This window comes from Lysinibacillus sp. Ag94 (assembly GCF_023242215.1).
In the GTDB taxonomy this organism is placed as follows: domain Bacteria; phylum Bacillota; class Bacilli; order Bacillales_A; family Planococcaceae; genus Lysinibacillus.
In genome coordinates, this window is the sequence record NZ_CP096780.1 from 718,398 (window position 1) to 734,199 (window position 15,802).

Sequence of the window (15,802 nt, forward strand, 5' to 3'; positions counted from 1 at the left end):
AAATTACAAAACCGTCTACACATTCCGTCTATTCAAGAAAGAGGAATTTTGATTGTCAATGTTGTATCGTATAGACAAAGATAGTTTGTTTCGAAATGAAAAAACTATGTACGCCATTTTAAAAAAAGAGGTGCTTTTATTATGAATTTTACGATACACGATGTAGAAAATATGATTACAGAACAGCGTCAATTTTATTTTTCACGAGCAACGAAAAGTACAAAATTTCGAAAAGAGCAATTAATAAATCTGAAGAAAACGATTTTAAAATATGAAAAAGAAATTTTGAATGCTCTATATTTAGATTTACGTAAGAGTGAGTTTGAAGCATATGCAACAGAAATTGGCATTGTTTTAGATAGTATTTCTTATATGGTCAAGCATGTTGAAGAATGGATGAAACCTGAAGCTGTAAAAACACCGATACAATACCAGATGGGAAAAAGCTTTATTGTAAGAGAGCCATATGGAGTAACATTAATCATTGGCCCATTCAATTATCCATTCCAGCTTGTAATGGAGCCATTAATTGGAGCAATTGTTGGTGGTAATACGGCTATTGTAAAACCATCAGAAACATCTGTGCATACAGCAGCAATCGTAAAAAAAATAATTGAAGAAACGTTTAGTCCTTCCTATGTTCGGGTTGTAGAGGGAGAAAAAGAGGAAGTGACTGCACTTATTCATGCATCCTTTGACTATATATTTTTTACAGGGAGTGTGGCAGTCGGAAAAGTTGTTGCAAAGGCAGCGGCGGAACGCTTAACACCAATTGCCCTAGAGCTTGGTGGGAAAAGTCCCGCAATTGTAGATCAAACAGCCAATTTAGAAGTAGCGGCGAAAAGAATCGCTTGGGGAAAATTTACAAATACTGGTCAAACCTGTGTGGCACCAGATTATGTTCTTGTCCATAAAGATGTCTATGACAAATTTATGAAAATATTGAAAGCAACGATTCGTTCCTTCTATGGTAAAAATGCATTAAAAAGCCCTGACTACGGTCGTATTGTGAATTTAAGACAATTTGATCGCTTACAGCAAATTATCGTGGAAGAACGTGATGCAATTACATTTGGTGGTAGAACAGATCGTGATGATTTGTATATTGAGCCTACAATTATTGGTTATGTGAAATGGTCAAGTCCTTCGATGCAGGATGAACTATTTGGTCCGATTTTACCTGTGATGATGTATGATGATTTACCGCTGGCTATTCACCAGATTCGTCAGCTACCAAAGCCTTTAGCGGCTTATTTTTTCTCAGAGCATGAAAAAGCTACCCAGTACTTTTTAGAGGAATTACCATTTGGTGGAGGGTGTATTAATGATACGATTACACATGTAGGAAATTTACATTTGCCATTCGGCGGTGTCGGACCATCAGGGGTCAAAGCATATCACGGGAAGGCAAGTTTTGAAAACTTTACCCATCCAAAATCTATTTTAAAAAAATCATCGAAGTTAGAGACGAACGTTCTCTTTCCCCCATATAAACAAAAGGTTAAGCTTGTGCGAACTATCATGAAATAGTAAAAGGAGGTGTCGGACACTGACACCTCACTTTTTTGGACGCCCGAGAAATAGAGGAACTCAGTTTTAGAACCCTACATCCTGTGGCAATTTATTTGTGCGAAAGCGAAGACAGCCACAAATGTTTTCTGTGCGAAAGCGAAGCGATAGCAACAAATGTTTTCTGTGCGAAAGCGAAGCGACAGCAACAAATGTTTTCTGTGCGAAAGCGAAGCGACAGCAAAAAATTTTGTAGAGGCATAATTGATTAGCTCTCCAACGTATATTTCCCATTTCGGTTGTCGATAAATGCCGTTTTTTGATATGTTAGGTAAACTAAGGTGAAATATTAAAAATATATTAAAATGATAGCGTTTTCATTTTAAAAACGTTCTTACAGGCATTTTATTTATCGGTGAATAAGTAGTAAAATAAGTTCATTAGAATGTGGGGGTATTCATCTTGTCATTTTTTGTCGAATAAACAATAAATGATGAAATGAATGTAGAGATTGATTGGAGGACTATGAAATGTATGCAGAGGAATTGTTGAATGCATTACCTTTGAAAAAAATAATTGGAGTGCTACCTGACCAAGTAAGTGATATTGTCATTGATTCACGAAGTGTACAACCAAATAGTATGTTTGTTTGTATAAAAGGTTATACAGTAGATGGTCATGACTATGCACAGAAAGCTGTTGAAGGTGGCGCAACAATTGTTGTAACAGAACGAAAATTACCATTAGCAGAAAATATTGCACAAGTCATTGTAAAAGATACGGATCGTGCAGTTGGCTTGTTAGCTGCAAAGTTTTTTGACTATCCGTCGAAAGATATGACAATGATTGGCGTAACTGGGACAAACGGAAAAACATCAGTAACGGGTATTATTCAAAATATAATGCATGGTATGGGTGAGAAATCGGCATTATCAGGAACAATCGGCTTTAATTTAAATGGTATTTTATATGAATCTGCAAATACTACGAGCGATGCATTATCGACTCAACAAATGATATTCCGTGCAAAAATGGAAGGCTGCAGATTAATGACGATGGAGGTATCTTCACACGGTTTAGCACTTGGACGTCTAGCTGGGGTAGAATATGATATAGCTATTTTTACAAATCTTACACATGATCATCTTGATTTCCATGGTACGATGGAGGAATATGGCCATGCGAAGGGCTTAATGTTCTCTCAACTTGGACAAGACTTAGAAAAGAATAAATTTGTAGTGTTAAATGCCGATGATGCTTGGTCAGAGCGCTATGCAGCGATGACACCATTTCCTGTATGGACATATGGTTTGAAAAATGAAACAGCTGATTTCCGAGCTATTAACTGTGAGTATCATGATTTCATGACATCTTTTGATGTTGAAATGCCAGAGGGAATATACCATGTAAAAATGCATTTGCTTGGGGAATTTAATATCTACAATGTGCTTGCCGCTATGGTAGCTTTTTATGGCCGTGGTTATTCAATGGAAACAATCATTGAGCAAATCGAGCAATTGCCACCAGTGAAGGGCCGCATGGAGAAAGTTTGTTCAGATTTACCAGTGCAGATTTTTGTTGATTATGCACATACACCTGATGCCATTGAAAAGGCAATTTCTTCAGCTGAACCATATAAAAAAGGGAAGCTTATTTTCCTAGTTGGTACGGGTGGCAATCGTGATAAATCAAAACGTCCAGCAATGGCAGAAAAAGCATCAGCCGCTGATTACGTTATTTTAACGACAGATGACCCACGCTATGAGGACTATGATAGTATTACAGGTGATCTTGCTAAAGGGATGCTTCATGAAAATTATGCATGTATCGGAGACCGTGCTGAAGCGGTGCGTCATGCGATTGAGGTTGCTGAACCAGGAGATATGATTATTTTTGCTGGTAAAGGCCATGAAGATTATCAAATTATTGAGAACACGAAATATCCGCATAGTGATGCAGATATTGCAATAGAAGCTGGCCACTTAAAATTTGTTTAATATATGATTTCCAATGAGGATGTTAGAGCGTACTTGATAGGGTGAACGGGAAAGCATGCAAAGATGCGGGAAGTTCACCATACTTAGAGAACCCTTTTAGTTCGTACTAAAGGGTTTTCTTTTTGGGTACTTTTGGTGAATGTCATAATGTAAGTAGATGAAAGAAAGGGTAGTATCTTACATTGTCCCTCGCCAAAATAAAAACCTCTTTTTTGGGGAAATCATGTAAAAAGGTTGTAAGTAAGGCAAGTCTTCTTTTATTATTATTAAGTATGAAAAAAGGAGAATAACGAGATGAATTCAAATTTAGAAAAAGATATATTATCGCGTCGAACTTTTGCCATTATTAGTCACCCTGATGCTGGGAAAACGACGATTACAGAAAAGCTTTTACTATTTGGTGGTGCGATTCGTGATGCCGGTACAGTAAAAGGAAAGAAAACAGGTAAGTTTGCAACATCTGACTGGATGGAAATTGAAAAACAACGTGGGATTTCTGTAACTTCTTCAGTAATGCAATTCGATTATAACGGCTCACGTGTTAATATTTTAGATACTCCGGGTCACCAAGATTTCTCGGAGGATACGTATCGTACTTTAATGGCAGTGGATAGTGCTGTCATGGTCGTGGATGCTGCCAAAGGTATTGAAGCACAAACTTTAAAGCTATTCAAAGTTTGTAAAATGCGAGGTATTCCAATTTTTACTTTTATCAATAAACTAGACCGTCAAGGGAAAGAGCCACTTGAGCTGATTGAAGAGCTTGAGGAGGTACTTGGCATTAATGCTTACCCAATGAACTGGCCAATCGGTATGGGTAAAGAGTTTTTAGGTATTTATGATCGTTATAATAAACGTATCGAGCAATTCCGTACTGAGGAAGAAGAACGTTTTTTACCAATTGATGATAATGGGGAACTTGCAGTTGAGCATCCTATGAAGGTGACTTCTTATTATTCACAAGCAATGGATGACATCATGTTGCTTGATGAAGCGGGGAATGAGTATTCTGAAGAAAAAATTCGTCGTGGTGAATTGACACCTGTTTTCTTTGGTTCTGCTTTAACAAATTTTGGTGTGCAAACATTCCTTGAAACATATCTACAATTTGCGCCAACACCACAGCCTCGAATTACTGAGGATGAACAATTTATTGATCCGGTTGATCATGAGGAGTTTTCGGGCTTCATTTTCAAAATTCAAGCAAACATGAATCCTGCACACCGTGACCGTATTGCCTTTGTGCGTATCGTATCAGGTAAATTTGAACGTGGTATGAACATGACTTTATCTCGTACAGGTAAATCATTCAAAGTGACACAATCTACACAATTCCTTGCTGACGACCGCGAAACAGTTGATGAAGCAGTTGCTGGTGATATTATCGGTTTATATGACACAGGCACTTATCAGATTGGTGACACAGTTGTAGGTGGTAAAAAGACATTCCAATTTGAAAAACTGCCACAGTTCACGCCAGAGCTATTTGTTCGTGTCACTGCGAAAAATGTTATGAAATCTAAGCAATTCCATAAAGGGATTTTACAATTAGTGCAAGAAGGCGCTATTCAATATTATAAAACGTTGCATACGGAAGAAGTTATTCTTGGAGCAGTTGGTCAATTACAATTTGAAGTTTTTGAGCATCGTATGAAAAACGAATATAATGTTGAAGTGAAGATGGAGCCAATTGGTTCGAAAATTGCAAGATGGATTGAAAACGAAGAGGATGTTAAAGAATCGATGTCTTCAGGTCGTTCAATGCTTGTAAAAGACCGTTTTGATAATCTTGTTTTCCTATTTGAAAATGAGTTTGCTATGCGTTGGTTCGCTGATAAAAACGAAGACATTAAACTGTATAGCCTTTTATAATGAAAAACACGAATCGACATGTTTTTATTAAAAGTCAAGTTATAAGCTGAAACTATTTTAAATAGTGAATTCTTATTTAATGTCACACATTATATGTATAGAAATTAAAAGGATAGAAAGAGCTGAAATAAATTCGCTCTATCTATCCTCTTTTTTACCACAAATGACTCTATTTACTACAACAACTAATTTGTTCGGTAATCAATCTAATGTTGCGGTAATTCAAAAGGAGCTTATATCAATTATTAAATGTAAATTAAAGGCTATTTTTTAAACCTCTAAGTAATAAAAGATATAGGTTATTTTCTAAAGGCTGTTTTCGAAAAGATTATTGCTATTCAACTAACGGAGCAGTTTAGTGCAACAAGGAGTACCTTTAAAATTATGGGGATTACAACGCTAAGTTAAGAAATGTGACCAAACGACGCTTTGGGAGCTTTATTTATTATAAGTTGTAACTTAAACTATTTTAAAAAAGGCAATTTCAATAGGAGGGGAGATTTATGAAAAAACTGCTTGGTTTAGCAATTGCATTGAGTTTCCTAATAGTTGGTTGTGGACAAGAAGAAACAAATTTGGAACATCAAGAAGGCATTATTGTGGGTATAAAAGAGATAGAGAATCAAGATGGGTGGAGCCAAATATTGGTCGTACCAAATATCAGTGAAGGAGATATTTCCAATAAGAAGGATGTTGAGTTAATAAAAATAGCTCAAGAAAAAGAAGGAGCATATTATGGTTTCGAAGCTGGTAAGCACGAAGATTTAGAAGTAGGAGCCCACGTAATTGTATATTGGAATGGGCAACAATTAGATTCGAATCCCCCTCACCGTAGAATAGAAAAGGTAGATATAATATCAAAATAACCTACATTTCTATTTTTATTAAATTTAAAAGCACCTTAGCTCGCTTAAGATTATATAGTATGCAAACAAATTTTAAATAACGTTCCCAAATCAAAGTTTGGAGACGAACTTAAAGGCCACTAATGTTTTTAAATCAACATTAGTGGCTTTTCTTATGAACATTGTTTATGCGTTGTTTTATGTACTTTTGTTAAAAGTTTTTGTCAAACGAGGGCTTTTCTTGAAGATCATTGAGTTGCATTGGCAGCTCTTTTTTTCTTATTGAACTAACGAAGCAGTTTAGTTGAAAGAGGAAAAAATTACATGTAAAAACTAAGGCAATACAATGTTAAGATTTGATAGGTAAAGTATTCTATGGAATGAAATTGGAACGGTGGCGTTTCTCCAACAAGTGAGGACGCTTTTTTACTAACGGTTCAGGTTAGTTGAAGAAGGAAATACAAATAAATTAAAGATCATCTAGAATGTATTAATATTAAGGAATCGTGAAAGGTTGAATAAAATTGTATAAATTAAAAATAAATAAACTTATTAATCAATATGACCAGAGGAAGAACTTTTTTGGAAGCATAAATTATGATGAAATAGAGAAAACGGAAAAATTATTAGGGGTTACATTTCCAGAAAGTTATAAATGGTTTTTAGCTGAATATGGTGGTGGAGGAAATGGTTTTGAATTTAGTGACTGTGAAATGATGCTCTCTTATAAACAACGTTTTTCTTCAATGCCGATTGGGTTTGTTATGATCTATTGGTGTGATGAATATGGTTATTGTTTGGATACAAGTAAGCTAAAAGATGGAGAATGTCCGATTATGAACTGGAGTCCATTTGAATCTGCCATCTATCTTTCTAAGCCTAATTTTTATGAGTTTTTCTTAGATGAGATAGAAAATGCAATAGATAATGAATTTTGGGACGAATAAGAATGGACTATTGATGTATCTTTCTTATTGCGTTAACGGGGTGCTTTACTTGGAGATCTTTGAGTTGCATAGGCAGCTCTTTCTTTCTTTATAGAACTAACTAACGGGGCAGGATAGTTTAATGTGGAAAAAATTACATATATAAAATAAGGCGATACATTGTTAAGATTGCATAGGTCAAGTTCCATGGGAAGAAATTAAAAACGGGACGTTATTAAAGATGAAGTAAATATTTCTAATTGTATGGAGGAGTCACGTTGGTTAATGAAGTAATTACAAATGCTAAAAATATGATTCAAAGGTCTGGAACATCCACTAGGATAGCGACGGTTAGGGAAATAAATGACCTAAAAGAAAAACTAGATTCTAAACTTCCAGAATGGTTGATCGATTTAATGACTACGGTAGAAGTGTGTAATAGTGAATTGGTGGTTCCTTTTGATGCGGAAGATGAAGAAGATGAAGAAAATCCCCAATTACGAATCGAATTCTTGAATCCAAAGTGTATTATTGATGAATGTTTAGATGCTGTTCCTGGATGTGCAGTATTTGAGAGTGGTTATATTTGTATCGGAGTAGAAATAGCTATTGGTAATGCTTACGCAATAAATATACACGAAGGAAATAATCCTCCTGTCTATTTATTAGATCATGAATATGCTGAAGAGACTGAGACGATAATTGAAAATAAACTAACTGTTGTAAAAAAATTATCCGACCTTTTCCAAGTTGCGAGAATAAAAAAAGTAAAATGTTGAATAGCCCTTTAAGACTTAATGTTTGTGAACAAATGTACTTAAACTAACAGGTGCTTTACTTGAAGATTATTGAGTTGCATAGCAGCTCTTTTTTTTATTGAACTAACGAAGCAGGTTTGTTTAAGACAGGTAAGCTAAGGGTTAAATGTACGGATATCATAGACGGGCATTACTTCATTCAACATTTACATTTGATGATTAGAAATGGGAAGACAATACAGGAGAAAATCTGTCGGTAACAAATCGAAAACGACCTTTAGCTAATGCGTCGCCAATCGTAGGAAATACACTATTTAGTGGTTTACGGTACAGATCATCAGGAAGTTTCCTTAAATGTTCAAAAACTCTTTTATTAGCCCAAACATGGTAACGAAATAGTTCAAGCGTATCTTTCATTATATACCTCCTGGATCCTGATGTTTTTTCCAATAGTATGTATGGTGTTCCATACATCGAAACGAATCCTTTAACTATTATGCACGAACGTTTTTACGGATTTATAATACATTCACTTGTCTTTAATTTTATAGAGTTGCGATTCGTGTTTTTTTACAAGGAAAATGAGAGCTTTATGTAGAATATATACAGTATTAGGAAATATAAAGTTCTGTATCATAACGTGTGGTTGATTTCCATTCCGACTGAACGCTTGGTAGGTGCCGTTACGCTTTTGGAGTCTTCAATCAACTTAAATAGGGTATACGTTATAACAAATTACATCTCCTAATTTCGCGTTGTGCTATATATTAAACCTATAATACATGGAGAGGTTACCAAATTTATAAAATATTCTCCTGTTCGGGTATTATAGAAAGGAAGAGATTAAAAGGAGCTTGTAATAATGAACATAAGTAATTTTTCTATTAAAAGGCCTGTTTTTACAATAGTTACGATGTTGTTAGTCATTATATTAGGTGGCGTTTCATTATTGAAAATACCTATTACGCTTATTCCAGAATTACGTCCACCTATAGGCATTGTTGTTACCAATTATCCTGGTGCAAGTCCAACAGAGGTTAATGAGAAAATAACGAAGCCCTTAGAAACAACACTCGCCACCTTACCAGGGATAAAAAAACTACAGTCTACCTCGCAAGAAGGGTCCAATTTAATTATACTCGAGTTTGATTGGTCAACTAATATTGATGATGCTCAGCTCGATATTTTACAACGCATCGATATGACCCCTTTACCGAATGATGCAGAGAAACCTAACTTTTTAAAGTTTGATCCATCACAATTTCCTATAATACAACTTTCACTACGTGCGGAAAATGACAATATAGATGTACGTTTATTGGCGGAAGCCTTAGAAAAAGAACTCCGTCGAACAGCAGGTGTCGCAAGTGTCAATATTTCTGGTAAGCTGGTGGAAGAAGTTCAAATAACTTTAGATGAATCGAAGCTAGTTGAAAAAGGATTAACGCAAGCAGATATTATTCAAATTATTCAATCGAACAATGTTTCTCTTCCTGGTGAGCCAGTGTTAACGGCTGACGGGAAAATGTTAACGACACGTATTTTAAGCACAATAAATTCGCCTGAAGGCATTGCGGATTTAATCATTTCAGTAAATCCACTAGATGGTAAAGCATTAACAGTAGGAGAAGTAGCAACTGTTGATCGTGTGGAACAAAAATCCATAACTACAACACGTGCAAATGAGCATTCTGCGGTATTAATGTCCGTATTACAGGAATCAGGTGCTAATACAGCAGAGGTTTCAAAAGCTTTTAAAGAAGCTTTAAATGAATTATTAACAAAGAAGCAATATCAAGGAATCGTTGCAGACGTACTAGTGGACCAAGGGAACTACGTGGATTTAGCCATTAGTAATATCGGATCTTCTTTACTTCTAGGTGGATTATTTGCAATGTTCGTATTATTTGTCTTTTTGCGTAGTATGAAAAGCCCTATTATCATTGGCATTTCGATACCATATTCAGTGATTGTTACATTTGTTTTAATGTTTTTTGCAAATTTTTCGCTCAATATTATGACGTTAGGGGCGTTAGCACTTGGCATCGGTATGTTGGTTGACAATGCTATCGTTGTTATTGAAAACATTGAACGACATTTAGGACTTGGCAAGGATCCGAAAACAGCAGCGAAGGAAGGGACAAAGGAAGTGGCACTTGCGATTACTGCTTCCACTCTCACAACGATTGCAGTATTTATTCCTGTAATGTTTATTGAAGGTTTAATAGGACAAATTTTCACAGAATTTGCATTAACTATTTCCTTTAGCTTAATTGCTTCTTTAGTTGTTGCGTTAACAGTTGTTCCAATGCTTGCAAGTCGTCTTTTAAAAATGAAATCTACGAATATTTACGAAAAACGTAATGAGTCATTTTTTTACAAGCGCTACAAAACATCAATTATTTGGGTATTGCGTCACCGTATGCTTGTACTAATATCAGCAGTTGTCTGTTTTGGACTTGCGTTGTTTGGGCTTATGAAAATTGGTACTGAGTTTTTACCGCCAACGGATGAAGGGTTTGCCTCCATTAGTGTAAATCTAGAAAAAGGGGTAGCAGTATCAGAAACAGAAAAAGTTGTAGCGAAAATTGAAGAACGCCTAAAACGGGAAAAAGATGTTGACGTATATGTTAGCCTAATCGGTGGTACGCAACAGGCACAGGCACGGGGACAAACAAGTGCAAACCAAGCAGAATTATATGTAAAGCTTGTTCCTCTAGCAGATAGGAATCGTTCAATTTTTCAATTTGTAGAAGAGGTTGAGCGAGATTTGCATAAAGAGCTAGGTGAGCAAGTTGAAATTAACTTTAATGTCTCAACGACAACAGGATCGTCACCAAATACATTAACGTTTAGGTTAACAGACTCTGATGAGCAAAGACTTCAAAGCTCTGTTGATAAATTACAGCAGGAGCTATTAAAGGTAAAAGCCATCACAAAAGTATCTACGGATTTAGATATTACTGTAAAAGAAATTCAAGTCGAAGTAGACCGAGAAAAGGCGAAGGACTACGGATTTGTCCCCGCACAAATTGCTCAAACGGTCAATCAAATGACGAAGGGTCAGCTAACAACGCAAATAATGGCAGAGGATGGTGCTGTATTGCCTGTTTATACAGGCTTTGGACAAGTGTTTAATGATAGTATCGAGTCACTAAAATCGATGCAGCTTCGTTCACCTGCAGGTTTATTTGTAAAGCTAGGCGACATTGCTACAGTTTCTGTCCAAGAAGGACCAGTATCGATAAGACGTTCTGATCAGGCGGCAGCGGTTGCATTTTTTGTTGAGTATGAAACGAAGGAGTCGCTCGGAGGCATCTCAGCCAAAGTGGACAAAGTATTAGAAAAAGCGAAATTACCAACTGAAACTCAAGTTGTCTTTAGTGGAGATCGTGAGCTTTACGATAGTGCGATTAATGATATGCTTTTAGCCGTGGCATTAGCAATAGTCCTTGTATATATCGTAATGGCTGCTCAATTTGAATCATTCAAATATCCATTCGTTATTATGTTCACAGTACCATTAATGATTATTGGCGTTGCCATTGCAATGTTTGCTACGAACACGTTAGTTGGTGTGACATCTGTTATAGGCATCTTAGTACTAGTTGGAATTGTCGTGAATAACGGGATTGTACTTGTCGATTACATTAATCAACAAAAAGCTAGGGGAATGGAGACGTATGATGCGATTTTACTGGCCACACAAGATCGACTTCGACCAATTTTAATGACTGCACTAACAACAATCTTAGGATTGCTACCACTTGCTCTTGGTATTGGTGAAGGAACAGAGATGAATCAGCCAATGGGGATTGTAGTAATCGGAGGACTTGTGACATCAACTTTGTTGACATTATATATTGTACCGATAATTTATAGCTTAATGGATAAAGAAACGAGGAAGATGCGGTAAGCTCAGGGGGGATGAAAATGGGGGTTCATTTTTTCACAGGTTTTCCAGGCTTTATTTCAAGTCAATTAATACGTGCGTTATTTCGAAAAAAACAATCACAGGAAGTCATCGCTATTGTTTTAGCTGGTGAATTTGTTAAAGCAAATTTAGAAAGAGAAAAAATAGTAGCGGAGTTTCCAAACTGTTCTATTCGCATTGTAGAGGGAGATATTACCTTACCGAATCTCGGTCTTGAAAATCAAGCCGTACAGGACATTGTCCCTCAAATTGAGGTGCTCTGGCATCTAGCTGCTATTTATGATTTAGCGGTACCACGCGATCTAGCATGGAAGGTAAATGTGCATGGTACGACAATGGTCAATGATTTTGTTCGAACACTGCCGAACTTAAGACGCTATATGTATTTTAGTACAGCGTATGTAGCTGGAACACGTGAAGGTGTTTTGCGTGAAAATGAACTAATTCGCCCGCCCGCATTTAAGAATTATTATGAAGAAACAAAATATGAAGCTGAGCATCGAGTAGAAGATTTGAAATCAGAAATACCACTGACAATTATTCGACCTGGCATAGTACGTGGACATTCTGAAACAGGAGAAACGATTAAATTCGATGGGCCTTATTTCTTTTTAAATATGGTAGATAAGTTAAAGTACCTTCCTTTTATCCCGTATATTGGGCGATCAACTTCAACAATAAATGTGGTACCAGTGGATTACATTATAAATGCTTCGACTTATCTCGTTGATGAAAAATGTGCTGAAGGGAAAACTTTGCATCTAACGGACCCGAATCCTCATCCTGTGCAGGAAGTGTATCGTACGATGGTAAAACTATTAACGAATCATTATCCTAAAGGGCGATTACCGTTAATACTAGCAAGAACATCTTTACAAATACCACTTATTCGAAAATATCTAGGCGTTGAGCAAGAAACTCTAGACTACTTAGCTTGGAATGCTAAGTTCGATACATCTGAAGCAGTTACCATTTTGAAAAAGGGTAGTATTGCATGTCCCGATTTTATACTGACAATGCCTAGAATGATTGATTTTTATATAGCGCATAAAGACGATAAACGCTATCGAATTCAAATAAAGTGAAGCGTCAATTAGTGGACGGTGATAGAAATCGATGGTTACATTCACTTCAGCAGGTGTTCAAACACCCGCTGAAAGAAGTTAAAGCCTCCGGCGGATGTCACAAAATCATCGCATCCATGCGATAACCGCTAATTGACCTGCATCAGTGTTGCTGACGCTACGCTTTCGCACAAAAAACATCTGTTGCTGACGCTACGTTAGCACTACGCTTTCGCACAAAAAACATCTACAGCGCTAAGCACAAAGCCTTTTTCGGATGCAATTATGCCGAGGTATTATTGATCCTGCGATAGACATAGAGTTATTGTAGATTAAAAATGGGGTAGATAATTTTGCCACTCATATATGATAGTGCTATAATAAGTTTTCAGAAGAAAAAAACCTTCGACGTTTTGTCAAAGGGGAGTAGCTAACAGGTACGAGCGAAGTATCTGGATTCACATTCGTCATGACGTGGTTTTTACCATCGGGTGTGATAAGCGAATAATTCTATACTAGCAGTATTCAACGACTAGTATTTATTTGCTTAGCGAGACCTTTGCCTTTTATAGGGGCAGAGGTCTTTTCTTTTGTATTCGTATAGTAATGATAATTTGGGTATACAGAGCTTTAGAGGAGGCACATGAATGGAATCAATTTTATTACAATACGGCTGGGTACTTATTGTACTTGTAGTATTAGAAGGGTTATTAGCAGCAGATAATGCAGTTGTAATGGCTGTGATGGTGAAGCACTTACCACGAGAACAACAAAAAAAGGCATTATTTTATGGATTATTTGGCGCATTAATTTTTCGATTTTCAGCACTTTTTGTCATTACAGTATTAGTGAATTATTGGCAAATTCAAGCGTTGGGAGCAGCTTATTTACTATTCATGTCTGCCAAAAATATATATGATTTGCGTCATAAAGGGGATTCAAACGAAGAATCTAACGATGAAGTAGGGAAAAAGGGCGCTGGTTTTTGGATGACAGTGCTTAAGGTTGAGGCAGCGGATATTGCATTTGCTATTGATTCTATGCTTGCTGCAGTTGCCATTGCTGTAACTTTACCGCATGTAGGGAACTTTGATATAGGTGGCATCAATGGTGGACAATTTATGGTCATGTTACTTGGAGGGTTTATCGGAGTTATAATGATGCGATTTGCGGCACAATGGTTTGTGAAAATATTAAATGACTTCCCCTCACTTGAGACCGCTGCGTTTTTAATTGTAGGTTGGGTAGGCGTGAAGCTTGTTGTGTTGACTTTGTCACATGAGAAGGTGGGCATATTACCTGCAGAGTTCCCGCATTCTACAGTGTGGGAGTTAACTTTCTGGATTGTATTAGTGGCCATCGCATTAGTAGGTTATTTAGTAGGAGTTCGTCATAAAAAACAAGTTTAATGATCTTTAAGAGGAATAGTCGTATCTATTCCTCTTTCTTTTTTGATGTATTTTTTCTATACTAATATCTATCGAGTTTGGCATCATATAAGGAAGGGGTTGTCAAAGTGCCCTGGAAAAGATCAAAGAATAGGCTTGTTACACCTTTTCAGGTACTTGTCTCTTATTATTTTATAGCTATAGCTATTTCCTTCCTGTTACTACTGCTACCAGGCGTTCATCAAGAAGGTGTTAAAGTTTCATTATTAGACAGCTTATTTACTGCAGTAAGTGCAGTTAGTGTAACAGGTTTAACAACATTCAATATATCTGAAAGCTATACCACATTCGGGCTCGTGATGGTTCTTGTTATTTTACAGCTTGGTGCAATTGGTATTATGTCACTTGGTACCTTTGTGTGGTTACTTGTTGGGAAAAAAATCGGAATGCGTGAGCGTCAATTGATTATGATCGATCATAATCAATACAATTTGTCAGGTGTTGTTCAATTAATTCGGGAAATATTGAAAATCTTAATTGGCATTGAAGTGATGGGTGCGTTCATTTTAACTTTGCACTTTACTAACTACTTTGACACTTTTGAAGAAGCCTTGATTCATGGTGTTTTTGCCTCCATTTCAGCTACTACAAATGGTGGCTTTGATATTACGGGTATGAGCTTACTTCCGTTTCATAACGATTACTTTGTTCAATTGATAACTATGGTGTTAATTGTGCTTGGTGCGATAGGCTTCCCAGTATTGATTGAAGTGAAAACTTTTTTATTAAATCGCCATGCAAATTTCCGCTTTAGTTTATTTACAAAAATAACTACCTCCACATATGCAATTTTATTTGTAGTAGGGGCTGTCGTTATTTTATTGCTTGAATCATTCCATTCCTTTAAGGGAATGTCTTGGCATGAGGCTCTGTTTTCTGCAATGTTTCATTCTGTTTCAACACGATCAGCTGGACTTACGACGTATGATGTCACAACCTTTAGTGAAGCGACAGATATTTTTATGAGCTTTTTAATGTTTATTGGTTCTTCGCCAAGTTCAGTTGGTGGAGGAATACGTACAACAACTTTTGCCATGGCCATTTTATTCCTAATTACCTTTTCGCGAGGAAGAGAGGATATTCAAGTATTCGGACGTGAAATACATTTAATTGATGTATTCCGCTCGTTTGTTGTTATTTTATTGGCATTCTTTATGGTATTAGTTGCGACAATTATTTTACTCATTACTGAGCCACACGCATCACTCATTCAAATAATCTTTGAAATTACATCAGCGTTCGGAACGTGTGGGATGTCTTTAGGAATCACTTCCGACCTATCGGTAGTTGGCAAAATTATCATTATGATTTTAATGTTTGTTGGTCGTGTCGGTTTAATTTCCTTCCTTTACACATTAGGTGGCGGAGGTAGAGGAAAAAAATCTAATTATCACTATCCTAAAGAACGGGTAATTATTGGGTAAATTACTAGGAGAATAAAAAAGAGCT

11 protein-coding genes are annotated in these 15,802 nt (G+C 36.4%); 10 read left to right on the top strand and 1 reads right to left on the bottom strand.

Annotated features, from left to right (window positions below; all coding sequences use genetic code 11):
• Nucleotides 1-141: 141 nt before the first annotated feature.
• From MY533_RS03160 to MY533_RS03185, 6 genes are all read left to right on the top strand, one after another.
• Complete coding sequence (locus MY533_RS03160; protein WP_248718000.1) at nt 142-1,530, top strand: aldehyde dehydrogenase; 1,389 nt, start codon at nt 142-144, stop codon at nt 1,528-1,530.
• Nucleotides 1,531-2,039: 509 nt separating this feature from the next.
• The gene (locus tag MY533_RS03165) at nt 2,040-3,506 is read left to right on the top strand and encodes a UDP-N-acetylmuramoyl-L-alanyl-D-glutamate--2,6-diaminopimelate ligase (RefSeq protein ID WP_132357831.1); all 1,467 of its coding nucleotides are present in this window, start codon (nt 2,040-2,042) and stop codon (nt 3,504-3,506) included.
• Between the two features lie 294 nt (nt 3,507-3,800).
• The gene (locus tag MY533_RS03170) at nt 3,801-5,378 is read left to right on the top strand and encodes a peptide chain release factor 3 (protein ID WP_132357829.1); all 1,578 of its coding nucleotides are present in this window, start codon (nt 3,801-3,803) and stop codon (nt 5,376-5,378) included.
• A gap of 503 nt (nt 5,379-5,881) precedes the next feature.
• Nucleotides 5,882-6,244 carry a DUF3221 domain-containing protein gene (locus MY533_RS03175; RefSeq protein ID WP_248718001.1) on the top strand — a complete coding sequence of 121 codons (363 nt, stop codon included), beginning with the start codon at nt 5,882-5,884 and terminating at the stop codon, nt 6,242-6,244.
• Nucleotides 6,245-6,747: 503 nt separating this feature from the next.
• On the top strand, nt 6,748-7,170 hold the full coding sequence (locus MY533_RS03180; protein WP_248718002.1) for an SMI1/KNR4 family protein: 423 nt from the start codon (nt 6,748-6,750) through the stop codon (nt 7,168-7,170).
• A gap of 257 nt (nt 7,171-7,427) precedes the next feature.
• Nucleotides 7,428-7,928, top strand: coding sequence for an SMI1/KNR4 family protein (locus tag MY533_RS03185; protein WP_248718003.1), 501 nt, complete (start codon nt 7,428-7,430; stop codon nt 7,926-7,928).
• 198 nt (nt 7,929-8,126) lie between these two features.
• Here the strand turns inward: MY533_RS03185 and MY533_RS03190 are convergent, their stop codons facing one another.
• Nucleotides 8,127-8,324: a DinB family protein gene (locus MY533_RS03190; protein ID WP_248718004.1), complete on the bottom strand. Its 198-nt coding sequence runs from the start codon at nt 8,322-8,324 to the stop codon at nt 8,127-8,129.
• 445 nt (nt 8,325-8,769) lie between these two features.
• Here MY533_RS03190 and MY533_RS03195 point away from each other — a divergent pair, with 445 nt between their 5' ends.
• The 4 genes from MY533_RS03195 to MY533_RS03210 all read left to right on the top strand — a co-directional run bounded on the left by MY533_RS03195 (nt 8,770) and on the right by MY533_RS03210 (nt 15,777).
• A complete protein-coding gene (locus MY533_RS03195) occupies nt 8,770-11,823 on the top strand; it encodes an efflux RND transporter permease subunit (RefSeq protein ID WP_248718005.1) in 3,054 nt (1,017 codons plus the stop codon).
• A 17-nt stretch (nt 11,824-11,840) separates the two neighbouring features.
• The gene (locus MY533_RS03200) at nt 11,841-12,926 is read left to right on the top strand and encodes an SDR family oxidoreductase (protein WP_248718006.1); all 1,086 of its coding nucleotides are present in this window, start codon (nt 11,841-11,843) and stop codon (nt 12,924-12,926) included.
• 626 nt (nt 12,927-13,552) lie between these two features.
• Nucleotides 13,553-14,314 (top strand): TerC family protein, encoded by a 762-nt coding sequence (locus MY533_RS03205; protein WP_248718007.1) that lies wholly within the window; start codon nt 13,553-13,555, stop codon nt 14,312-14,314.
• Between the two features lie 107 nt (nt 14,315-14,421).
• A complete protein-coding gene (locus tag MY533_RS03210; RefSeq protein ID WP_248718008.1) occupies nt 14,422-15,777 on the top strand; it encodes a TrkH family potassium uptake protein in 1,356 nt (451 codons plus the stop codon).
• Nucleotides 15,778-15,802 lie beyond the last annotated feature (25 nt).